Annotated in this window: 25 protein-coding genes; 9 read left to right on the top strand and 16 right to left on the bottom strand. The window is 67.9% G+C overall.

The window, feature by feature from the left end:
- The first annotated feature begins 34 nt into the window (after nt 1-34).
- Genes ACAG21_RS23805 through ACAG21_RS23785 form a run of 5 tightly spaced genes read left to right on the top strand, consistent with a single transcriptional unit; the run spans nt 35 to nt 3,664 of the window.
- A complete protein-coding gene (locus ACAG21_RS23805) occupies nt 35-646 on the top strand; it encodes a DUF4178 domain-containing protein (RefSeq protein ID WP_370498718.1) in 612 nt (203 codons plus the stop codon).
- 9 nt (nt 647-655) lie between these two features.
- Nucleotides 656-1,168 (top strand): DUF2617 family protein, encoded by a 513-nt coding sequence (locus tag ACAG21_RS23800; RefSeq protein WP_370498717.1) that lies wholly within the window; start codon nt 656-658, stop codon nt 1,166-1,168.
- Nucleotides 1,165-1,596, top strand: coding sequence for a DUF4247 domain-containing protein (locus ACAG21_RS23795; RefSeq protein ID WP_370498716.1), 432 nt, complete (start codon nt 1,165-1,167; stop codon nt 1,594-1,596). The genes ACAG21_RS23800 and ACAG21_RS23795 overlap by 4 nt, the downstream gene beginning before the upstream one ends.
- Before the next feature lie 14 nt (nt 1,597-1,610).
- Complete coding sequence (locus ACAG21_RS23790; protein WP_096286582.1) at nt 1,611-2,066, top strand: DUF350 domain-containing protein; 456 nt, start codon at nt 1,611-1,613, stop codon at nt 2,064-2,066.
- Nucleotides 2,063-3,664 carry a polyamine aminopropyltransferase gene (locus ACAG21_RS23785; protein ID WP_370498715.1) on the top strand — a complete coding sequence of 534 codons (1,602 nt, stop codon included), beginning with the start codon at nt 2,063-2,065 and terminating at the stop codon, nt 3,662-3,664. The genes ACAG21_RS23790 and ACAG21_RS23785 overlap by 4 nt, the downstream gene beginning before the upstream one ends.
- On the opposite strand, the gene ACAG21_RS23780 is transcribed toward ACAG21_RS23785, so the two are convergent.
- Nucleotides 3,665-4,420: a YebC/PmpR family DNA-binding transcriptional regulator gene (locus ACAG21_RS23780; RefSeq protein WP_370498714.1), complete on the bottom strand. Its 756-nt coding sequence runs from the start codon at nt 4,418-4,420 to the stop codon at nt 3,665-3,667.
- Between the two features lie 147 nt (nt 4,421-4,567).
- On the opposite strand from ACAG21_RS23780, the gene ACAG21_RS23775 reads away from it, so the two are divergent.
- Nucleotides 4,568-4,717 carry a hypothetical protein gene (locus tag ACAG21_RS23775; RefSeq protein WP_370498713.1) on the top strand — a complete coding sequence of 50 codons (150 nt, stop codon included), beginning with the start codon at nt 4,568-4,570 and terminating at the stop codon, nt 4,715-4,717.
- On the opposite strand, the gene pdxT is transcribed toward ACAG21_RS23775, so the two are convergent.
- Genes pdxT through pdxS form a run of 3 tightly spaced genes read right to left on the bottom strand, consistent with a single transcriptional unit; the run spans nt 4,714 to nt 7,088 of the window.
- Nucleotides 4,714-5,310 (bottom strand): pyridoxal 5'-phosphate synthase glutaminase subunit PdxT, encoded by a 597-nt coding sequence (pdxT, locus tag ACAG21_RS23770; RefSeq protein WP_370498712.1) that lies wholly within the window; start codon nt 5,308-5,310, stop codon nt 4,714-4,716. The two genes, ACAG21_RS23775 and pdxT, sit on opposite strands and share 4 nt — an antisense overlap.
- Complete coding sequence (tesB, locus tag ACAG21_RS23765) at nt 5,307-6,143, bottom strand: acyl-CoA thioesterase II (protein ID WP_370498711.1); 837 nt, start codon at nt 6,141-6,143, stop codon at nt 5,307-5,309. Before tesB ends, pdxT begins: the two co-directional genes overlap by 4 nt.
- Nucleotides 6,144-6,152: 9 nt before the next feature.
- Nucleotides 6,153-7,088 (bottom strand): pyridoxal 5'-phosphate synthase lyase subunit PdxS, encoded by a 936-nt coding sequence (gene pdxS / locus ACAG21_RS23760; RefSeq protein WP_370498710.1) that lies wholly within the window; start codon nt 7,086-7,088, stop codon nt 6,153-6,155.
- A gap of 211 nt (nt 7,089-7,299) precedes the next feature.
- Between pdxS and ACAG21_RS23755 the strand changes: the two genes are divergently transcribed.
- A complete protein-coding gene (locus tag ACAG21_RS23755; RefSeq protein WP_370498709.1) occupies nt 7,300-8,376 on the top strand; it encodes a PPE family protein in 1,077 nt (358 codons plus the stop codon).
- Between the two features lie 15 nt (nt 8,377-8,391).
- A complete protein-coding gene (locus tag ACAG21_RS23750; protein ID WP_370498708.1) occupies nt 8,392-9,594 on the top strand; it encodes a PE-PPE domain-containing protein in 1,203 nt (400 codons plus the stop codon).
- A gap of 1 nt (nt 9,595) precedes the next feature.
- Here ACAG21_RS23750 and ACAG21_RS23745 read toward each other — a convergent pair whose 3' ends face one another.
- The 8 genes from ACAG21_RS23745 to ACAG21_RS23710 all read right to left on the bottom strand — a co-directional run bounded on the left by ACAG21_RS23745 (nt 9,596) and on the right by ACAG21_RS23710 (nt 17,813).
- The gene (locus ACAG21_RS23745; RefSeq protein WP_370498707.1) at nt 9,596-10,645 is read right to left on the bottom strand and encodes an NUDIX domain-containing protein; all 1,050 of its coding nucleotides are present in this window, start codon (nt 10,643-10,645) and stop codon (nt 9,596-9,598) included.
- Complete coding sequence (locus ACAG21_RS23740) at nt 10,645-11,769, bottom strand: glycosyltransferase family 4 protein (RefSeq protein ID WP_370498706.1); 1,125 nt, start codon at nt 11,767-11,769, stop codon at nt 10,645-10,647. The genes ACAG21_RS23745 and ACAG21_RS23740 overlap by 1 nt, the downstream gene beginning before the upstream one ends.
- Nucleotides 11,769-12,719, bottom strand: coding sequence for a phosphatidylinositol mannoside acyltransferase (locus tag ACAG21_RS23735; protein WP_370498705.1), 951 nt, complete (start codon nt 12,717-12,719; stop codon nt 11,769-11,771). The genes ACAG21_RS23740 and ACAG21_RS23735 overlap by 1 nt, the downstream gene beginning before the upstream one ends.
- Nucleotides 12,716-13,381 (bottom strand): phosphatidylinositol phosphate synthase, encoded by a 666-nt coding sequence (gene pgsA / locus ACAG21_RS23730; protein ID WP_370498704.1) that lies wholly within the window; start codon nt 13,379-13,381, stop codon nt 12,716-12,718. Before pgsA ends, ACAG21_RS23735 begins: the two co-directional genes overlap by 4 nt.
- Entirely contained in the window at nt 13,378-13,938 is a 561-nt protein-coding gene (locus ACAG21_RS23725; RefSeq protein WP_370498703.1) for an HIT domain-containing protein, read from the bottom strand. Before ACAG21_RS23725 ends, pgsA begins: the two co-directional genes overlap by 4 nt.
- Nucleotides 13,931-16,039: a threonine--tRNA ligase gene (gene thrS, locus ACAG21_RS23720; protein ID WP_370498702.1), complete on the bottom strand. Its 2,109-nt coding sequence runs from the start codon at nt 16,037-16,039 to the stop codon at nt 13,931-13,933. The genes ACAG21_RS23725 and thrS overlap by 8 nt, the downstream gene beginning before the upstream one ends.
- Nucleotides 16,040-16,235: 196 nt before the next feature.
- Nucleotides 16,236-16,862, bottom strand: coding sequence for a PaaI family thioesterase (locus ACAG21_RS23715; RefSeq protein ID WP_370498739.1), 627 nt, complete (start codon nt 16,860-16,862; stop codon nt 16,236-16,238).
- A gap of 78 nt (nt 16,863-16,940) precedes the next feature.
- Entirely contained in the window at nt 16,941-17,813 is an 873-nt protein-coding gene (locus ACAG21_RS23710; RefSeq protein WP_370498701.1) for an aldo/keto reductase, read from the bottom strand.
- A 24-nt stretch (nt 17,814-17,837) separates the two neighbouring features.
- Between ACAG21_RS23710 and ACAG21_RS23705 the strand changes: the two genes are divergently transcribed.
- The gene (locus ACAG21_RS23705) at nt 17,838-18,338 is read left to right on the top strand and encodes a DUF1990 family protein (protein ID WP_370498700.1); all 501 of its coding nucleotides are present in this window, start codon (nt 17,838-17,840) and stop codon (nt 18,336-18,338) included.
- Here ACAG21_RS23705 and ACAG21_RS23700 read toward each other — a convergent pair.
- Genes ACAG21_RS23700 through ACAG21_RS23685 form a run of 4 tightly spaced genes read right to left on the bottom strand, consistent with a single transcriptional unit; the run spans nt 18,320 to nt 20,771 of the window.
- Nucleotides 18,320-19,282, bottom strand: coding sequence for an NAD(P)H-dependent flavin oxidoreductase (locus ACAG21_RS23700; protein ID WP_370498699.1), 963 nt, complete (start codon nt 19,280-19,282; stop codon nt 18,320-18,322). The two genes, ACAG21_RS23705 and ACAG21_RS23700, sit on opposite strands and share 19 nt — an antisense overlap.
- Before the next feature lie 5 nt (nt 19,283-19,287).
- Nucleotides 19,288-19,635 carry a cupin domain-containing protein gene (locus ACAG21_RS23695; RefSeq protein ID WP_370498698.1) on the bottom strand — a complete coding sequence of 116 codons (348 nt, stop codon included), beginning with the start codon at nt 19,633-19,635 and terminating at the stop codon, nt 19,288-19,290.
- A gap of 48 nt (nt 19,636-19,683) precedes the next feature.
- Nucleotides 19,684-20,097 (bottom strand): hypothetical protein, encoded by a 414-nt coding sequence (locus tag ACAG21_RS23690; RefSeq protein ID WP_370498738.1) that lies wholly within the window; start codon nt 20,095-20,097, stop codon nt 19,684-19,686.
- Between the two features lie 14 nt (nt 20,098-20,111).
- On the bottom strand, nt 20,112-20,771 hold the full coding sequence (locus tag ACAG21_RS23685; protein ID WP_370498697.1) for a helix-turn-helix transcriptional regulator: 660 nt from the start codon (nt 20,769-20,771) through the stop codon (nt 20,112-20,114).
- Between the last annotated feature and the right edge of the window lie 6 nt (nt 20,772-20,777).

Raw genomic sequence — 20,777 nt, 5'->3', positions numbered from 1 at the left:
TTCGCTCCACCGCCGCGGCGACGGGAGGGTTTGCGTGGGAACAGTGCTGGTAGTGCTGGCCGCGGTGCTGTTCATCGCGTCCATCGTCGTCCTTGTCATCGCTGCGAAACGGCCCCGGGCAGCGGCCCAGCCGCGCGGGCGCCGCGATCCGCTGTCCTTCGACGCGATGCCACAATTCGGGCCCCGGCAATTGGGTCCCGGCGCGATCGTCAGCTACGGCGGTGTCGACTACGTGGTCCGCGGGTCGGTGACCTTCCGCGAGGGGCCGTTCGTGTGGTGGGAGCACCTGCTGGAAGGCGGCGACGTGCCGACCTGGTTCGCCGTCGAGGAGGACGACGGACGCCTCGAGCTCGTCATGTGGGTCACCCGCAAGGACGTCGCGTTGCAGCCCGGCGATCAGTACCTGGTCGACGGGATCGCGTTTCACGAGACGGAGCGCGGCCGCGCCTCGTACACGACCGAGGGCACGACCGGCCTGCCCGCCGGCGGCGAGATGGAGTTCGTCGACTGCGCCAACGCCGACGAGACCGCGCTGCTGTCCTTCGAGCGCTGGGCACCCGGTACGCCCTGGGAGATCTCGACGGGCAAGCCGGTCTCACCGGGCGAGCTCACCGTCTACCCGGCGCCCACGCCGGGCTCTGCGTAGGACCGCGCGGTGCCGCTCTATCAGCTCGCCGTAGCTCCGGCCGACGTCTCCGGGAGCACGTTGCGCCTGGCCCTCAACGCGCCCGAACCGCCGCTGCTGGCCAGCCATTCGCTGCGACACCCCGACGGCGGCACACTGCGGCTCGCAGTGCTCGGCGCCTCACATCTGGTCACCGTCGAGCACGCCGCGACCACCTTCTCCGAGCAGGTGTCCTGCACCGCCGACAGCGACACCGCGACGCTGCCCGAGCGCGCCGAAGCCTCCGGTTATGCGCTGGAATCGCGCACCAGCACGCACGACGAAGCGATGTTTCGGCAATTGGCGCACCAGCTGCGGGATCGATGCCGAGCCGAAACCGCTTGGCTTGGTGGCACTTTCCCCGGTGATGACGCCGCACTGACCGTGTTGTCCGCAGAACCCGACGGCATCGGCTGGCGCTGGCAGACGTGGCACCTGTACCCGCAGCGACCCCTCGGGTCCGGCGGCGTGGTGGTCCACACGGCGAGCCGGTGGCATCCGTGAGCCGCAAACAGCTGTTCTCGCTCGCCGGCGGGCTGGCCGCGGCGTCGGTGGTGTCGTTGGTGATCGGAATCATCCTGCTGCAGAAGGACATTGCAGGCTATGTCGCGAGCAACTACCGCGAGTACTCGCGCGACGCCAACGCAACGCGGTACCTGTGCAGTGGATCGCCCGATCAGGTCGCCGACGCGCTCGCCGACTATCAGGAACCCGAGGCGCGTGCCGACAACGACAACAACGAGTACCTGCGCTATAGCGACAACATCGTAACCGTCGGCCCAGATGCTAACCACCCGTGCAGCATTCGCGTCGAAAGCCTCGGCGCCGGCTACAGCCACGGCTCCTACGTCTTCCTCGGCCCCGGGTTCAGTCCCGGGTCCCCGTCGAGCGGCTCCGGCGGTAGTCCCGGCGGGCCGGGTGGAACCAAATAGCAAAGGAGACAACCGTGTACCTCGCCTTCGATATCGGGAACGTGGATCTCGACCCCGTCCTCAAAGGCGTCGTCGCGACGCTGTTGTACTTCGTCGTCGGCATGGCCGTCCTGATCGTCGGCTTCTACATGGTCGACGCGCTGACCCCGGGCAAGCTGCGCCAGATGGTGTTCGTCGATCGCCGCCCCAACGCCGTCGTGGTCGCGTGCGCGATGTATGTCTCGCTCACCACGGTGATCGTCAGCTCCATCGTCAACAGCTACAGCCAGTTGGGGCAGGGACTGGTCGGTGTGGCGGTGTACGGCCTCATGGGTGTAATCCTGTTGGGAATCGCTTTGCTGACACTGCATTTGGTGATCCCGGGAAGTTTCCACGAACACATCGACGAGCCCGAGCTGCACCCCGGGTCGTTCGCGGTCGCGCTGATGCTGTTGGCCGTCGGGGCGGTGACGGCCGCCGCGGTGTCATGACCGCCACGCAGGAAACCGCGCACGCCGCCGAGCCGTCGACACGCTGGCGGGCCCTGCTGCTGGCCGCCGTCGCGGCCTGTGCGGCCTGCGGCATCATTTACGAGCTGGCGCTGCTGACGCTGTCGGCCAGCCTGAACGGCGGCGGCATCGTCGCCACGTCGTTGATCGTCGCGGGCTACATCGCCGCCCTCGGCGTGGGTGCGCTGACGATCAAGCCGCTGCTGAGACACGCGGGCATCGTCTTCGTCGCCGTCGAGGCGCTGCTGGGCATCATCGGCGGCCTGTCCGCCGCGGCGCTGTACGCGGTGTTCGCGTTCCTGGACGGCACCATCGGATCGGCGTGGGTGCTGGCGCTGGGCACCGCGCTGATCGGCGGGCTGGTCGGCGCCGAGGTGCCGTTGCTGATGACGCTGCTGCAGCAGGGGCGCGGTGGCCCCGTCAAGGACACAGCGACGGATACCGGGCGCACGCTGGCCAACCTCAACGCGGCCGACTACCTCGGAGCTCTGGTCGGCGGGTTGGTCTGGCCGTTTGCCTTGCTGCCGCATCTCGGAATGATCCGCGGCGCTGCGGCCACCGGCGTCATCAACCTGGTCGCGGCGGCCATCGTGGCAATGTTCCTGCTGCGCCGGGTCATCACCACCGCGCAGTTGGTGACGGCACTGTGTGCACTCGCCGCGGCCCTCGGGCTGCTGGTCGTGCTGCTGGTAAACGCGCACGACATCGAAACGACCAGCCGCCAAAGGCTTTACGCCGACCCGATTATCGCCTACCGGCACACCGCCTACCAGGAGATCGTGGTCACCCGTCGCGACAACGACACCCGGCTATATCTGGACGGTGGATTGCAGTTCTCCACCCGCGACGAATACCGGTACACCGAGAGTCTCGTCTATCCCGCGCTCGGCAGGGGCGCCCGCTCGGTGCTGGTCCTGGGCGGTGGCGACGGTCTGGCAGCACGAGAACTATTGCGCCAGCACGGAATAGACAAGATCGTGCAAGTAGAGCTCGACCCCGCGGTGATCGAGATCGCCCGCACCACCCTGCACGACGCCAATGCCGGCGCGCTGGACAATCCGCGGGTTTCCGTCGTGATCGACGACGCGATGCGCTGGCTCCGGGCACCCCACCCGGACCTCAGCCCGCCCGGGGGTTTCGACGCCGTCATCGTCGACCTGCCGGACCCGGACACCCCGGTTCTGGGTCGACTCTATTCGAGTGAGTTCTATGCCCTTGTCGCGCAGGCGCTTTCGCCGAATGGGCTCGTTGTGGTCCAGGCGGGCAGCCCGTTCTCCACGCCGACCGCATTCTGGCGCACGGTGTCGACGATGCGTTCGGCGGGATACGCCGTCACGCCCTACCACGTGCATGTGCCGACGTTCGGTGACTGGGGTTTCGCGTTGGCACATCCCGCGCAGGCCGGCACGGCCGCCCCGGTACCCACCATGCCCGCCGACGCACCGCCGCTGCGCTACCTCAGTCCGCAAGTGCTGCAAGCCGCGACGGTGTTCTCCGACGACATCGCGCCGCGTCCGCTGGAACCGTCCACGCTGGACAACCCGCGCATCGTCGAAGACATGCGGCACGGATACGACTAATCAGTCCTCGTCGAGGGCGGCCATTACCTCGTCGGACAGATCGACGTTGGTCCAGACGTTCTGCACGTCGTCGCTGTCCTCGAGGGCGTCGACCAACTTGAACACCTTGCGGGCGCCGTCGACGTCGACCGGCACACTGACCGACGGCTGGAAGCTGGCCTCGGCCGAGTCGTAGTCGATGCCGGCGTCCTGCAGTGCGGTGCGCACCGCGACCAGGTCGGTCGGCTCGGAGATGATCTCGAAGCTCTCGCCCAGGTCGTTGACGTCCTCGGCGCCCGCCTCCAGCACGGCCGTCAGCACGTCGTCCTCGGACAGGCCGTTCTTCTCGAGCGTGACGACGCCCTTGCGAGTGAACAGGTACGACACCGAGCCCGGGTCGGCCATGGTGCCGCCGTTGCGGGTCACCGCCACCCGGACCTCGCCGGCCGCGCGGTTGCGGTTGTCGGTGAGGCATTCGATCAGCACGGCCACGCCGTTGGGGCCGTAGCCCTCGTACATGATCGTCTGGTAGTCGGCGCCACCGGCTTCCTCGCCGGCGCCGCGCTTGCGGGCCCGTTCGATGTTGTCGTTGGGCACCGAGGTCTTCTTCGCCTTCTGGATGGCGTCGTAGAGGGTCGGGTTGCCGGCCGGGTCACCACCGCCGGTGCGGGCGGCGACCTCGATATTTTTGATCAGCCGGGCGAACTCCTTGCCACGGCGCGCGTCTTTGACGGCCTTCTGGTGCTTGGTGGTGGCCCACTTGGAATGGCCGCTCATCGGTGTGTTCTACCTCTTCTGTTACGTAAAGTTCGCCGACAAGTCTACGTGGACGGCCGGGGCGGCTTTGCCTGCCACTGTGCATCCAGTGCGCGCTGACGCGGACTCGGCGGTTTCGCCGGGGGCGATTCGGGCGAACCTAACCGGGTGAATCAGCCGAAAGAGCCCGAGGACGCCAGACAGTCCACCGAAGAGCAGCGCCTGCAGCAGGAGCAACTCGAGCATCAGCACGACGACCCGGACGCGCCGGGTTTGCGGCAGTCCCAGCGCAACGTCCCGAACGAGAGCACGCGCTAGCTGCCGCCGCGCACGATATCGACGAACAGCTGGTGGATGCGCCGGTCCCCCGTCATCTCCGGATGAAATGCCGTCGCCAGCTTCTGGCCCTGCCGGACCGCGACGACGTGTCCGGCGGCCTTGGCCAGCACCTGCACGCCGTCGCCGACCCGCTCGACCCACGGCGCCCGGATGAACACCGCCCGCACCGGGCCGCTTAGACCCGCGAACTCGACATCGCCCTCGAACGAATCGACCTGACGCCCGAAAGCGTTGCGCCGCACCGTCATATCAATCGCGCGTAGCGGCAGCGCCTGGCGCCCGTTGGCGCCCGCATCGAGGATCTCGCTGGCCAGCATGATCATGCCGGCGCACGCGCCGTAGGCCGGAAGCCCGTCGGCCAGCCGCGCCCGCAGCGGCTCGAGCAGGTCGAGGTCTGCCAGCAGGTGGCTCATCGTGGTGGATTCACCGCCCGGGATGACCAGCCCGTCGATCGACTCGATCTCGTCACGGCGGCGCACCGGAAGCGAGTCCGCCCCGGCATCGCGCAGCGCCGCCAGGTGCTCGCGAGTGTCGCCCTGCAGCGCCAAAACGCCGATCTTCGGGCGGCTCACGACTGGTGTCCCCGCTTGAAGCGGGTCAGCCCCTCCTGCATGACCGCCGCGACCATATCGCCGGACTGGGTGAAGATCTTGCCCTGACACAGCGAGCGACCGCCGCTGGCCGACGGCGAGGACTGGTCGTAGAGCAGCCACTCATCGGCCCGGAACGCCCGCATGAACCACATGGCGTGGTCCAGCGATGCCACCTGCAGCTGCTCGCGCACGTCGAGGTGGGTGACCTGGGCCGAACCCAGCAACGTCAGGTCGCTCATGTAGGCGAGCGCGCAGATGTGCAGCACCGGGTCGTCCGGCAGCGGATCACGGTGACGAAACCACACCTGCTGCTGAGATGCTTTGCCGGGCAACAACTCCAAGCGATCGCGCGGCACGATGCAGACGTCCCACTCCTCGAACTGCTTGAACCCGGCATCGTCGAAGACCTTGATCGAATCCAGCCCGGGCAACCCGTCGGGCGGCGGCGCGGCCGGCATCGGATCCTGGTGATGAATGCCTTCCTGATCGGTCTGGAAGGACGCCCCCATGCTGAAGATGATTTCCCCGTGCTGGATGGCGTTGACCCGCCGGGTGGCGAACGAACCGCCGTCGCGGGTGCGCTCGACGATGAACACGGTGGGCGCTAACGCATCTCCGGGCCGCAGGAAGTAGCCGTGCAGGGAGTGCACCCGGTAGCGCGGGTCGACGGTGCGTACCGCCGAAACCAGCGACTGGCCGGCGACGTGTCCGCCAAACGTGCGCTGCAGGAAGCCGGACTCCGGGCTGAACACGCTGCCGCGGTAGATGTTGACCTCAAGTTGCTCGAGATCGAGGATCTGTTCGATCGCCACAGCCGATTATTACCAGCCGCGCTCGGCCAGGCGATGCGGCTGCGCGATCTGCTCGACGTTGATGCCCACCATCGCCTCGCCCAGGCCGCGCGAAACCTTGGCCAGCACGTCGGGATCGTCGAAAAACGTGGTGGCCTTGACGATCGCGGCGGCACGCTGCGCCGGATCGCCGGATTTGAAGATGCCCGACCCGACGAACACGCCCTCGGCTCCGAGTTGCATCATCATCGCCGCGTCGGCGGGAGTCGCGATGCCACCGGCGGTGAACAATGTGACCGGCAGCTTGCCCGCCCGCGCCACCTCGACGACGAGATCGTAGGGCGCTTGCAATTCCTTTGCGGCAACGAACAATTCGTCCTCGGACAAGGACATCAGGCGGCGGATCTCGCCGCCGATGGCGCGCATGTGCGTGGTCGCGTTCGACACGTCACCGGTGCCGGCCTCACCCTTGGACCGGATCATGGCCGCGCCCTCGTTGATACGACGCAGCGCCTCACCCAGATTGGTCGCGCCGCACACGAAAGGCACGGTGAACTTCCACTTGTCGATGTGGTGGGTGTAGTCGGCGGGTGTGAGCACCTCGGATTCGTCGACGTAGTCCACGCCGAGGCTCTGCAGAATCTGCGCCTCGACGAAATGCCCGATACGCGCCTTGGCCATCACCGGGATCGTGACCGCGGAGATGATGCCCTCGATCATGTCGGGGTCGCTCATCCGTGAGACGCCGCCCTGGGCGCGGATGTCGGCGGGCACTCGCTCCAGCGCCATGACCGCGACGGCGCCGGCGCCTTCCGCGATTCGGGCCTGCTCGGGGGTGACGACGTCCATGATGACGCCGCCCTTGAGCATCTCGGCCATACCGCGCTTGACGCGCGCCGTTCCGGTCTGGTTGGCCTGGCTCGACTGTGCGCCGCTGTCCACTAGCCCCTTCTCTCCTCGAACCATCGCGCCTCCACTCTAGTGGTGAGTGACAACCGAGTTTTCCCGCCGTTTGTGCGATGGGTTCGACATATGTCGAACAGGCGGGTGCGGCGACCGCAACATTGTGCTAAATATTGCGACAGCTATTTGCGCAGGCCGTAACAGCTGGTGCGAATCAACGGGGCGGGACCCCTGGTCACACCGGCCGTCGCGGTTGGCCGAGAAGAGGTCCCGGATGTTGCCGGATTTCGTGCTGTTGCCGCCGGAGATTAATTCCGCGCGCATCTATGCCGGACCGCGCTCGGGAACGATCTGGGCGGCGGCGGCTGCCTGGGAGGCGTTGGCCGCTCAGCTGGCCTCGGCGGCGAGTTCCTTCCAGACCACGGTCTCGACGCTGACCGGCGGGGCGTGGCAGGGGCCGGCGTCGATGACGATGGCCACGGCGGCAGCCCCGTATGTGCGGTGGCTGACCGGCACGTCGGCCAAGGCGGAGCTGCTGGCCCTGCAGGCTCGGCTGTCGGCGGGCGCCTTCGAAACGGCGTTCACCGCCACCGTGCCCCCCGAGGTCGTCGCGGCCAACCGCGCCCTGCTGATGACGTTGATCGCGACGAACATCCTGGGTCAGAACACCGCGGCGATCGCCGCGACCGAGGCCGAGTACACCGAATTTTGGGCCCAGGACGTGGCGGCCATGACCGGTTACGACGCCAGTACCACGGCCGCCGAGGCCGGCTGGACTCCGTTCGAAGAGCCGCCGCTGACGCTGACCGGCCTGCCCACCCCGACCTTCACCTCGTTCACCGAGGAGCTGATCAACTCGGTGGTCAATTCGCTGGCACAGCAGTTGATGAACCCGATGTCGCAGATGCAGATGCTCTCCACGCCCGCCCAGTTCGCGATGCAGCCCATGCAAATGGCCATGGGTCAGCTGATGTCCGGCGCCAATCCGCTGATGAGCGCGGCCGCCAGTGTCCCGGCGCTCGATCCGGTGCTGGCGTCCGCGGCCAGTCCGGCGGTGGGTGGAACCGGTGCGGCCCAGCTCACCAGCATGGTCTCCGCGAGCGCGGGCCGAGCCGCCACGATCGGGCCGTTGTCGGTGCCGGCAACCTGGGCCAATGCCACGCCGGCGACACCACAGGTCCCCGCGGCGGCCGGGACGGCTGGGGTGGCCAGCGCCCCGGTAACCCCGATATCGGCGAGCGTGGGCAGCGCGCCGTCGCTGCCCACGATGAATGTGCCGGGGCGATTGATGAGTGCCGTCACACCAGCGGTCGCCGCATCCCGCACGGCGCCCCGTCCGGTGCTGGACTAGTCAGGGACTGCCCCGATGTCATTCGTGATCACCGACCCCGACGCGATGGCGACAGCGGCCGACGAGCTGCAGGGCATCGGCGCGGAACTGGCGGCGACGAACGCGTCCATGGCAGTCCCGACCGCGGGAGTGCTTGCGCCGGGCACGGATTCGGTGTCGGTACGCACCGCCGCATTCCTGGACGCGCAGGCCGCGCAATACCAGGCCCTCAGCGCGCAAGCGGAGCTCTTCCACAACCAGTTCGTGCAGACCCTGATCACCGCGAAGAACGCCTACGCCGAAACCGAACTGTCCAACGCGGCGGCCATGCAGCCGGCGGCACAGCAGAAGATCGCGCTGATCATGGGCGGGACCGGCAGACCAACGCCCGACCTGCAGTATATGACGTCGATCGAGCAGGCGTATCTGGCCCAGAACTATTCCGGGTACACGCTGGTGAGTCTGCAGACCCCCGAACAGTTTTGGCCGGTGACCGGCATCAACGACATGACCTTCGGCAGGTCGGTGTACACCGGTTTCGCGACGCTGAACAGTGCCATCCTGACGCAAACCACCCAGGGCAACAAGGTCGTCGTCGTTGGCTATTCGCAGAGTGCCACGATCGCCAGCCTGGAAATGCGCTATCTGCAAGCACTTCCGGCAGCGTTGCGGCCTGATTCAAACCTGCTGAACTTCGTGTTGCTGGCCGACCCGAACAATCCCATGGGTGGCGTTCTGACGCACTGGATTCCGGGCTTCGGTACATTCAACTGGCCCACGCCGCTGACGACGTCCTATGCGACTTCGATTTTCACGCTGCAATACGACGCGATCGCCGACTTCCCGGCGCACCCGTTGTGGCTGCCGTCGGACATCAACGCGCTGTTCGGCTTCCTGAATCTGCACTCCACGATGCCCTTCCTGCCCGCGACACAGGTCGCCAACGCCATCCAAAGCCAGATCGGCAACCTGAGTTTCTACTTCATGCCGACCACGCAGTTGCCGCTGCTGGATCCGTTGCGCATGTTCGTTCCGATCCTCGGAAATCCGTTGGCGGACTTGCTCCAACCGTTCCTCAAGCCGATCGTCGACCTGGGCTACGCGCCGGGGTTCCTGCCGGCATTCAACCCGCTCAGCGTCGCCGGCTACGTCGGCCAGGGCGCCACGGCAGGCATCACGAACCCGCTGATTTCCGCCTTGCCGCCGCTGGCCTCCAACGCTGCCGCGAGCGGATTCTAGCTCAGCGGATCGACTGCAGCTGGGGCGATCGGCCCGGTGTATCGTTGTCGGCCAAGGTAATTGCCTCGGCAAGCAGTTCGGCCAGCTGGCGCGGGTACACGGTCTGGCCCGCAGCCACCAGTTCGGCGATGTCGTTGGCGTCGCACCAGCGGTGGCAATGGATATAGCGGCGTTCCAGCTCGGTCCGGCCCGTGCACACCGGCTCGAAGCGCCGAGCGCGGCGCACGAAGAAGAACTCTTCGCTATCGATCAGCGTGCCGTTGAACTCGAAGACCTCGTCGCGCCGCCAGATCGGCCCGACCATCTCGGCCGCTTCAAGGATTAAGCCGGTCTCTTCGGCCAACTCTCGCACGGCGGCCTCGGCCAACCGTTCCCCCGGCCGGACCTCACCGCCCACCGTGAACCACCACCGCGGCGCCGCTTCCTCGATCGCCGGATCCGAACCGCACAGCAACAGCACCGCGCCGGCCTCGTCGAGTAGCACCACCCGCGCCGAGGTGCGGTGTTTGGGCACCCCGTGCGGGGTCTGCGCCAGCGCGTGTGGTCGCTCGACGATCTCGAAATAGCTTGGCAGCGCAGCTGTTCCACCGAGCCGAAGGGCACGAACCGGGCCCCGCGCCCCTAGCGCCAGGGTGTCGCGGACCGCGTCGTTGTGGAAGCGGCGGGCCAGCAGCAGCCGGGCTTCGGCGTCGGCCAACTCGGCGATCAGGCCGGCCGGCAGGGCCGCGGGATCGACCATCGCCAGTGCCGCCGACAGTTCGTTTTCGGCGTTCTCCCGCGATTGCCGGGGTGCCCGCTCGGCGGCGTCGGCCAACGCGGCCAGCCGCCGGCCTTCGGGGCTATTTGAGGAGCCACCGTAGGCGTCGATCGCGACGGCACGCGCGACCACCGCGCGGCGCGCCAGCGCGCTGTCGAGGGCTTGCCAGGACAGGTCGTAACGGATGTTCAGACGGTTCAGCCGCTGCGCTGTCTGCAGCGCCCAGACGCCGATCGCCGCAAGAACGGCGATCAGCACGACCAGCAGGGCGATCACGACGAGCGGCCAGGCCATCAACCCGCCACCTGAACCTTGACGCCCGAGCCGGCGACCGTCTCGTAGACTCGCATGATCTGGCTGGCCACCACCGACCAGTCGTAGCGGGAAACCACTTCGCACGCCGCGGCCACGTAACGCTCACGCAGCGCGTCGTTTTCGAGCATCTCGATCAGCCCGTCGGCCAGCCCCGCGGCGTCGCCGACCGGCACCAGCCGCCCGGCGTCACCGTCGTGTAGCACGCGCCGGAAGGCATCCAGATCGCTGGCCACCACCGGCGTGCCCGCGGCCATCGCCTCCACCAGCACGATGCCGAAACTCTCGCCGCCGATGTTTGGCGCGCAATAGACGTCCGCACTGCGCATCGCCGACGCCTTTCCGGCGTCGTCAACCTGGCCAAGAAAGCGCATGTGCTTGCCCAAATCGCCTGCCTTTATCCGCAATTCGTCTTCATCACCGTGCCCGACGACCAGCACCTGCAGATCGCCGAAGCGTTCCACCACCCGCGGCAGCGCCTCGAGCAGCACCTCCATGCCCTTGCGCGGCTCGTCGAATCGGCCCAAGAACAACACGGTCTTGCCCGGCCGCGGATACCCATCCAGCGGCGGCGCGCAGGCAAGCGCGGCGACGTCGACCCCGTTGGGGATCTCCACCGCGTCGGAGCCGAGTGCCTCCATCTGCCAGCGCCGGGCCAGATCGGACACCGCGATGCGGCCGACGATCTTCTCGTGCCAGGGCCGCAGCACGCCCTGAAAGACGGACAGCGTCAGGGATTTGGTGGTTGAGGTGTGAAAGGTGGCCACGATCGGCCCCTCGGCGATGCGCAGCGCCCACATCGACAGGCTGGGGGCATTCGGTTCGTGCAGATGCAGCACGTCGAAGTCGCCCTCGGCCAGCCAGCGCCGAACCCGGCCGTGGACCGCGGGGCTGAACTGCAGCCGCGCCACCGACCCGTTGTAGGGAATCGGGATCGCCTTGCCGGCCGAGACGACGTACTCGGGCAGTCTGACGTGTGGCGACGCGGGAGCCAGCACGCTGACGTAGTGGCCCCGCTCGCGCAGCACCTCGGCCAGCTGCAGCACATGCGATTGCACCCCACCCGGCACGTCGAACGAGTAGGGACAGACCATCCCGATTCGCATCAGGCTTCCTTCAGCCGGGCACGTCTGTCGTCGGAAAGATCGGCCAGCCACTGCGGCTGCAGCATGTGCCAATCCTCGGGATGGGCGGCGATGTTTATGGTGAATCGATCGGCCAGCGCCTGGGTGATGGTGCGGACATCCCCGCTGGAACAGTCCAGCGGCGGAAATATCTCGACGGGCCAGGCGTCGGGCTCATTCCAGCAGTGGGCCGGGCACAGCGCCGCCCCTGTTGCGATCGCGAGCTTGGCCGGTCCGGCCGGCATCCGGGTGGGCTCGCCGAAGAAGTCGACCTCGACGCCGGTGCGGGTGAGGTCGCGCTCGGCCATCAGGCAAACCACCCGGTTGGCCCGCAGCCGTTCGCACAACACCTCGAAGGCCGGGCGCTCACCGCCGGACAGCGGCAGCACTTCGAAGCCGAGACTTTCCCGGTAGGCGATGAAACGCCGGTACAGCGACTCGGGTTTGAGTCGCTCCGCGACCGTGGTGAAGGTGCCGCGCGTCTGCGCCAGCCACAGCCCGGCCATGTCCCAGTTCCCGCTGTGCGGCAGCGCAAGCACCACACCCCTGCCGGCCGCCAGCGCCGCGTCGATATTGTCGGCTCCCACAAACGTCTCATCGACCCGGCGGGCCAGCGCACGGTAATCCATCGACGGCAGCCGGAAGGCCTCGCGCCAGTAGCGCGCATAGGACTCCAGCGACGCCCGCATCAGGCTGTCCGGCACCTGGGCCGGCGGCACGCCGATGACCCGGGCCAGGTTCTTGCGCAGCTGGTCGGGACCGCCGTTGCGGGCAGCGTAACGCGCTCCGGTGTCGAATATGTTGCGCGCGGCGAACTCTGGGACCGCGCGCACCGCCAGCCAGCCGGTGGCGTACGCCCAGTCGCTTGCCGTCCTGGTGAACGCCTCGCGCGGCGCCGTGAGCGCTTTCAAGCCGGGCGGGGTGGAGATCACGGCGCGCTCGTTTCGCCGCTGGGTTGCGCGGGCGGCAGAGGTTCGGCCGCGCCGGGCGAGGTTCGCACCGCGTACAAGCGCTGCACGCAGGTGACCACGCTAGCTCCGGCCAGCACCCACATCGCCACCGGCAGCGCCGGCGGCCAAGCGACGAACGGAAAGTCCGACACACCCGCGCCGACCAGCACGATAATCAGCCGTTCCGGTCGTTCGATGATCCCGCCGTCGCCGCGCAGACCGCTGGCTTCGGCCCGGGCCTTGATGTAGGAGATCACCTGCGAGGTGACCAGGCAGATCAACGTCGCCGCCGCCAGCGGTTTGTCATGTAGCCCGAAGACGATCCACCACAGCAGCCCGCTGAACACGGCGCCGTCGCTGACGCGGTCGCACGACGCGTCCAGCACCGCGCCGAATCGGGTGCCCCCGCCGCGCTCGCGGGCCATTGCCCCGTCGGCCATGTCGAAGAGCACGGCGAACCAGACCACACAGGCGCCGGCGAACAGCTTGCCCATCGGGAACAACGTCAGCGCCCCCGCCACGGCGACGACGGTGCCCAAGATCGTGACGGCGTCCGGCGTCAGGCCCACCCGCAGCAGCGCCCTGGCCGTCGGGGTGGTGAGCCGGGCAAACGCGGCCCGGGACAGGAAGGGCGCCTTACTCATTGCTGTTTAGCCCACTCCGTCGCCAGCAACTGACGCGTCTCGCGCAGCAATTGCGGGATCACCTTCGCACCGCCGACGATCGTGATGAAGTTCGCGTCGCCGCCCCAGCGCGGCACCACGTGCACGTGCAGGTGTTCGGCCAGCGACCCGCCCGCCGAGGTTCCCAGGTTCAGACCGACGTTGAAGCCGTGCGGCCGCGAAACATTCTTGATCACCCGAATCGCCTTCTGGATGAAGGCCATTAGCTCCGCGCTCTCGGCGTCGGTGAGGTCCTCGATTTCGGACAGCTTGCGGTAGGGCACCACCATCAGGTGCCCGGGGTTGTACGGGTAGAGGTTGAGCACGGCATAGACGAGTTCGCCGCGTGCGACCACCAGACCTTCTTCGTCGGGCAGTTGCGGAATGTCGGTGAACGGCTCCTCGGGTTTGCCGTTGTCCCGCTTGGCCGGCGCCTCGGCCAGATACGTCATCCGGTACGGCGTCCACAATCGCTGCAGGTGGTCGCGCTCACCGACACCCCTGTCGAGAATCGTGTCGTCGCTGTCCTGCTCACTCACCGCCGGCTACCTTCACCAGTCCTTGTGTGGGAGCGGCATTCTCGCGGTCGGCAATCCACTCGACGATGGTATCGATCGCGGCGTCAACCGGCACGCCGTTGATCTGGGTGCGGTCGCCGAAGCGGAAGCTGACCGCCCCGCCCTCGACGTCGCGGTCACCGGCCAGCAACATGAACGGCACGCGCTGATTGGTGTGGTTGACGATCTTCTTGGCCATCCGGTCGTCGCTGCCGTCCACCTCGACCCGCACACCACGCGAGCGCAGTTGCGCGGCAACCTCTTCCAGGTAGGCAGCGTGTTCGTCGGCGACCGGGATGCCGACCACCTGAACCGGCGCCAGCCACGCCGGGAAGGCCCCGGCGTAGTGCTCGGTGAGAATGCCGAAGAACCGCTCGATCGACCCGAACAGCGCGCGGTGGATCAGCACCGGCCGCTGCCGGGATCCGTCGGAGGCGGTGTATTCCAGCTCGAATCGGTCCGGCATGTTGAAGTCGAGCTGAATGGTCGACATCTGCCAGCTGCGGCCCAACGCGTCCTTGACCTGCACGGAGATCTTCGGGCCGTAGAACGCGGCGCCACCGGGGTCGGGAACGAAATGCAACCCGGAGGCCACGGCCACTTCGCGCAGCACTTCGGTGGCCTCGTCCCACATCTCGTCGGAGCCGGAGTACTTCTCCGGGTCCTTGGTGGACAGCTCCAGGTAGAAGTCGTCGAGCCCGTAGTCGGCCAGCAGGTCGAGCACGAAGCGCAGCAGCGAGGTCAGCTCGTCACGCATCTGCTCTCGTGTGCAGTAGATGTGCGCGTCGTCCTGGGTCATGCCGCGCACCCGGGTCAGCCCGTGCACCACGCCGGACTTCTCGTAGCGGTACACACTGCCGAACTCGAAGAGCCGCAACGGGAGCTCGCGGTAGGAGCGTCCGCGGGAGCGATAGATCAGGTGGTGCATCGGGCAGTTCATCGGCTTGAGGTAGTAGTCCTGCCCCGGCTTGCGTACCGAGCCGTCCGCGTTGAACTCCGCGTCCAGGTGCATCGGCGGGTACATGCCGTCGGCGTACCACTCGAGGTGGCCCGAGGTGATGTACAGCTGCTCTTTGGTGATGTGCGGGGTGTTGACGAACTGGTAGCCGGCCGCGATGTGCTTGCGCCGCGAGTACTCCTCCAGCTCGCGCCGGATGATGCCGCCCTTGGGGTGGAAAACCGCCAGCCCGGAACCGATTTCGTCGGGGAAGCTGAACAGGTCGAGCTCGACGCCGAGCTTGCGATGGTCGCGCCGCTGCGCCTCCTCGAGCAGCTCCAGGTGCTTGTCGAGGGCCTCCTGTGACTCCCACGCGGTGCCGTAGATGCGTTGCAGGCTGGCGTTGCTCTGGTCGCCACGCCAGTAGGCGGCCGAGCTGCGGGTGAGCTTGAACGCCGGGATGTGTTTGGTGGTGGGGATGTGCGGTCCGCGGCACAGGTCACCCCAGACCCGTTCGCGGGTACGGGGATTGAGGTTGTCGTAGGCGGTGAGTTCGTCGCCGCCGACCTCCATGACGTCTGGGTCGCCGGACTTGTCGTCGACGAGTTCGAGCTTGTAGGGCTCGTTGGCCAGTTCCTTGCGCGCCGCGTCCTTGGATTCGTAGACCCGCCGGTCGAACAGCTGCCCGTCCTTGACGATCTGGCGCATCTTCTTTTCGAGCTTTTCCAGGTCTTCGGGGGTGAACGGCTCCGCCACGTCGAAGTCGTAGTAGAAGCCGTCCGCGATGGGCGGCCCGATGCCTAGTTTGGCCTGCGGGAACAGGTTCTGGACGGCCTGGGCCAGCACGTGTGCGGCCGAGTGCCGGATGACGCTGCGGCCCTCGTCGGTGTTGGCCGCGACCGGGATCACCTCGGCGTCGGCCTCGGGCACCCAACTCAGGTCGCGCAGCTTGCCGTCGGCGTCACGCACCACCACGATCGCGTCGGGCGTGCCCCGGCGTGGCAACCCCGCCTCCCCGACCGCGGCGGCCGCCGTAGTCCCGGCAGGAACCCGGATCGGGGCTTGCGGCGATCCCAAGCCCGGCGCGGCGGGGTGCAGCGGGTCGCCGCCATCGGGTCCCGGGACGGACGCTGCGGGGACGCTCATCTGCGGTGCTCTCCAAGTTTTCTGCGGGAAGTGATCGGCGATTAATTCAGAGCCATGCTATCGGGGCGGACCTCGCAGAACCCACGGCGCTAACTGCGGTGGGGCCCCGCCGCTATCGCGACACTGAAACCACGCACCCGACACGCCGAGGCAGGTGTGCGTGGTTTCAGTCTCGGCGCACCTGGTCCGCGCACCGTCAGGGCTGGCCGGGCTTGAGTTTCAAGAACAACGCCTCGGCTTCGGCCAGCAACGTGCCACCGTCGGTCAACTTGCCCGACACGAAGATTTTTCTGCCGTCCACCTTGTCGATGCCGGCGTCGAACTGCAGCTCCTTTTCGATCGGCACGATGTGGCGGTAGTCGATCTTCAGGTAAGCGGTGCGCTGGCGGGGGCTCCCGGTGAGCACCGACGTCGTCAGGCCGAGCACCGTGTCGAACAGCATGCCCAGCGATCCGCCATGCACCGCGCCGTTGCGACCCAGGTGGAATCGCGCGAAGCGCGCCCAGCCCGCCATCCGGCCATCCTCGGTCTTGTGCGCCCCGATCGGCACGGTCAGGATGTTGCCGCGCAGCGGCAGGTCCATCCGGCGGCCCGACGGCGACGCCCATTCGTCGGCGTCGTACGGGCTCAGCAGCGCGGACAGCTTTTCCAGCGTGTCCGCGGCCTCAGTGATGACCTCGTCAGGCGCGTCGACGGCACGGGCGTGATCTTGCAGCTTGCGCACCGCGTCGATGAACCGGCCGTAGTCGGGGCCGCCCTTGGTCGTCGGTTCGGGTGGGTTGAATCCCCCGCCGGGGTGTTTCTGATGCTCGCCGGGCACCAGAACACCGTATGCGAGCCGCGAGACCGCAACTACCGACGGGTTCACTCGCCAAACGCGTCGTGGAATACAGTTTCGCGGCTAGGAAGCGGCGGCCGCCATGGTCTCGAACTCCTCGTCGGACAGCGTGATCTCGGCGGCGGCCACGTTCTCCTCCAGGTGCGCCACCTTCGAGGTGCCCGGGATCGGCAGCATCACCGGAGAGCGCTTCAGCAGCCAGGCCAGGGCCAGCTGCGACGGCGACGCGTGGTGGTCGGCGGCGATACGCTGCAGCGGGCCGTCGGCAGCGGCCAGCGGCCCGGCCGCCAGCGGGAAGTACGGGATGAAGCCGATCCCCTGCTCGGTCGCGAAGTCCAACAGCGGTTCGGCACGGCGAACCGTCAGGTTGTACATGTTCTGCACCGACACGATCTCGGTGATCTGCAGCGCCTCTTTGAGCTGGTCGACGCTGACCTCGGACAGGCCGATGTGGCGGATCTTGCCTTCGTCCTTGAGCTTCGCCAGCTCGCCGACCTGATCGGCCAACGGCCACTTGGGGTCGACGCGGTGCAGCTGCAGCAGATCGATGGTCTCCACACCCAGCCGGCGCAGGCTCATCTCGGTCTCCTGGCGCAGGTAGGCCGGGAAGCCCATCTCGACCCACACATCCGGACCGGTGCGCAGAAACCCGGCCTTGGTGGCGATCACGATGTCGGTGTAGGGGTACAGCGCCTCGCGGATGATCTCCTCGGAGATGTAGGGGCCGTAGGAGTCCGCGGTGTCGATCAGGTCCACGCCGAGTTCGACGGCGCGACGCAACACCCGAACGCACTCGTCACGATCAGCCGGCGGACCCCACACGCCCTTACCGACGATGCGCATCGCCCCGAACCCGAGGCGGTTGACGGTCAGATCGCCGCCGAGCGTGAACGTTCCGGACGCAGCGGCAACAGTTTTGGAGTTTTGTGTGGTCACGGTTACGACCGTACGCTCGGGCGGGTGGACTTAGCCGCACTCGAGGAACTTCCGCTGACATACCCGGAGGTCGGTGCCACCGCGGCCGGTGACCAGCCCGCCGGATACCACCATCAACACGTCCAGCGTCAGATCGGAGCCGGCCGGCCGCGTTTCGAGCAGGCCGCCGACGCAGTGATGCACTGGGGTATTCAGCGCGGGTCGGGGCTGCGGGTACAGGCCTCCTCCGAGGTCGTTGTGCGCGACGCGGTGGTGGTGGTGAAGCTGGGCTTTCTGCCCGCCCCGTGCCGAGTCGTCTATGTGGTCGACGAGCCCGACATCCGCGGGTTCGGCTACGGCACCCTGCCCGGCCACCCGGAGTGCGGCGAGGAACGCTTCGTGGTGCGCCGGGACCCGGCCACCGACGCGGTCTTCGCCGAGGTGTCGGCGTTCTCGCGGCCGGCGACCTGGTGGAGTAGGGCGGGCGGACCGGTGGTGAAGCTCGGCCAGCGCCTGATCGCGCAGCGCTACCTGCGTGCCGTCTGACCGCTAGCGCCCCAGCCGGCCAGCAGTCGTTGCGCGCCTTCGCACATGGCGTCGATGACCTCGGCCACCGACGCGTCGTCGCGAATCATGCCGACCCCCTGACCGGCGTCGACCGGCGCGATGCTGCGGTCGTCGGCGTCGATCGCGGCGGCCAGCTCGTCGCAGGCCGGCGCGTCGAGCGCGTCCTCGTTGCCCGTCCAGCGCGCGACGAAGTCGTTGCTCAGCACCCGCGCCGGGAACCGCGCCGGCCATGGCAGACCCTTGGCCACGTCGAAGGCCCGGGTGACCGCGGTGTCGGTGGAGCGGGCCGCTATCAGGGCCTCGCGGCTGCCGTTGCCGGTCAACGCCTCCGGACACGCCGCCAGGCGGGTGCCCACCCAGGCACCGCTGGCCCCGGCGGCCAGCACGGCGGCCAGGCTGCGCGCCGAGGCGATGCCGCCGCCGGCGAGCACCGGCACCGACACGGCGTCCAGCACGTCGTCCAACAGCGGCAGCGTGCCGAGCTTGGTATCGCCGTGCCCGCCGCCCTCCAAGCCGCGCGCGACCAGGATGTCCACGCCCGCATCCACCGCCTGACGCGCGCCCAGGCCGTCGTAAACCTGTGTGACAGTGGCGATTCCGGCGTCATGCGCCTTGCCGACCCACGACCAGTCGGTCCCGAAACTGACCGAGAGCAGGACGGGCCGCGCGGCCAGGGCATCGTCGAGCAGTCCCGCTTCGGTGCGCATTACCCAGTCCACCAGGCCGATGCCGAATCGGCCGTCGACGTGTTGCAGCTGGTCGGCCAGCAACTGCCGATTCGCGACACTGCCCATGCCGACCATGCCCAGACCGCCGGCGGCGCTGACCGCGGCGGCCAGCCGACCACCTGCGACACCGCCCATCGGGGCGTTGACGATCGGCACCCGCAGGCCGAGCTCGGATGACCAGGGCGTGGCTAGCATCGGCGTCAGTGTGCCGCGCCGGGCTGGCTTTTCAGCACGGTCAGGATCACCACCGAATCCTCGACTGCGTGTAGGGCATGGCGCTGCGGCGGGATCGCGACATAGTCACCGGTTTTACCGTCCCAGGAGTCGCTGCCGGCCGTCAGACGCACATGACCCTGCAGCACCTGCAGCGTCGCCTCGCCGGGGCTGTCGTGTTCGGACAGGTCGTGGTCGGCGAGCAGCGCCAGCACGGTCTGCCTCAGTTCATGGCTGTGACCGCCGTGGATGGTGTGCGCGGCCCGCCCGCTGTGCGACTGCCGGGCTTCGGCCAGCTTTTCGGTGGCCATGCTGGTCAGCGAGATCGATTCCATTGGTACGTCCCCTCGTGCGGCGGTGGGCTGACGATCGGCCTTCGGGTATCACGCGGTCAATAGCAGTATCCCCGCCACGATCAACGCCACGGCCTTGACCACCTCCAAGGCGATGTAGGCGTAGTGGGCGCGGGAGCGGGGGGCGTCCAGCCCGGCCAGCACCTGGTCGGAGCGGCGGGTCAGCCGGGGCCGCACCGCGACCAATTGGACCGCCAGCGTTGCGAACGCGACAGCGAACGCGATGCCGATCCGCATCGGCATCGGCCCGTCCACCACGACCGCCAGGATGATGATCGCGAACGCGACCTCGACGGTGTTGAGCGCGCGAAAGACCAGGCGCCCAATGCCGAGCCCGATCTGCAACGTGACGTTGGGCGCCCGGAATTTCAGCGGAGCTTCCAGGAACGAGATGGCCAGCACCATGCCCAGCCAGACGAAGGTGAACGCGACGGCGACCGCCATTTCGGTGTTCACGGTCAGGCCTCCTGCAACTCGAGGTGTGCGACACACAGATCGGGTTCGACGAACGCATCCAGACGATCGACGGCGACCGGCGCCCCCCAGGTTTCCAGCGCTCCCTGCATGAGCCCTAGGTGCACGCCACAGACGACGGCGGTTCGGTTTTCGGCCAGCTCCAGGAATGGGCAGTGCCGCAGACCGATCTGGTGATCGCCGTCGCCGCGCTGCTCCGGCGCGAAGCCGAGCTCATCGAGCACGTCGACCAGGTGGCCGATGGCCTGCTGCGGCCCGCGCGCAGCTGCGCTCGCCGACTCCAGCTGGCGCCCCCACGCTCGACCGGCGGCCAGCGCCTTGGCCGCGGAATCCTTGTCGGTCGCCAACGCCGTCGTCAGGATTTCGGCGAGCAGCCGGTAGTGGCGTATCCCGCCGCGATCCATCTGCCGGACGGCGCGGAACATCAACGGCGGCCGCCCCGGACCCTTGCGGCCCGGCTCAACCTGTTCCACCCGGTCGTCACCGACCAGGCTGTCGAGGTGGAAGCGAACGGTGTTGGGATGCACACCCAGCCGATCGGCGATCGCGACGATGGTCATCGGCTCCCGGGACGTTCGCAAAATCCGCAGCACCTCACGGCGACGGCCGGCGGACTCCGCGGACTTTCCGATAACGTACGTCATGCGATA

This window comes from Mycobacterium sp. pR1184 (genome assembly GCF_041287235.1).
Lineage (GTDB): Bacteria > Actinomycetota > Actinomycetes > Mycobacteriales > Mycobacteriaceae > Mycobacterium.
Note: the sequence above shows the minus strand (reverse complement) of the source record. Positions and strands in the feature narration are given on the sequence as shown.

Bases quoted from the DNA above. Each gene is read 5' to 3' on its own strand.
- ACAG21_RS23785 (WP_370498715.1), top strand. From the start codon at position 2,063: ATGACCGCCACGCAGGAAACCGCGCACGCCGCCGAGCCGTCGACACGC.
- ACAG21_RS23780 (WP_370498714.1), bottom strand. From the start codon at position 4,420: ATGAGCGGCCATTCCAAGTGGGCCACCACCAAGCACCAGAAGGCCGTC.
- pdxS (WP_370498710.1), bottom strand. From the start codon at position 7,088: ATGGTTCGAGGAGAGAAGGGGCTAGTGGACAGCGGCGCACAGTCGAGC.
- ACAG21_RS23755 (WP_370498709.1), top strand. From the start codon at position 7,300: ATGTTGCCGGATTTCGTGCTGTTGCCGCCGGAGATTAATTCCGCGCGC.
- ACAG21_RS23750 (WP_370498708.1), top strand. From the start codon at position 8,392: ATGTCATTCGTGATCACCGACCCCGACGCGATGGCGACAGCGGCCGAC.
- ACAG21_RS23745 (WP_370498707.1), bottom strand. From the start codon at position 10,645: ATGGCCTGGCCGCTCGTCGTGATCGCCCTGCTGGTCGTGCTGATCGCC.
- ACAG21_RS23740 (WP_370498706.1), bottom strand. From the start codon at position 11,769: ATGCGAATCGGGATGGTCTGTCCCTACTCGTTCGACGTGCCGGGTGGG.
- pgsA (WP_370498704.1), bottom strand. From the start codon at position 13,381: ATGAGTAAGGCGCCCTTCCTGTCCCGGGCCGCGTTTGCCCGGCTCACC.
- thrS (WP_370498702.1), bottom strand. From the start codon at position 16,039: ATGAGCGTCCCCGCAGCGTCCGTCCCGGGACCCGATGGCGGCGACCCG.
- ACAG21_RS23700 (WP_370498699.1), bottom strand. From the start codon at position 19,282: ATGCTAGCCACGCCCTGGTCATCCGAGCTCGGCCTGCGGGTGCCGATC.
- ACAG21_RS23695 (WP_370498698.1), bottom strand. From the start codon at position 19,635: ATGGAATCGATCTCGCTGACCAGCATGGCCACCGAAAAGCTGGCCGAA.
- ACAG21_RS23690 (WP_370498738.1), bottom strand. From the start codon at position 20,097: ATGGCGGTCGCCGTCGCGTTCACCTTCGTCTGGCTGGGCATGGTGCTG.
- ACAG21_RS23685 (WP_370498697.1), bottom strand. From the start codon at position 20,771: ATGACGTACGTTATCGGAAAGTCCGCGGAGTCCGCCGGCCGTCGCCGT.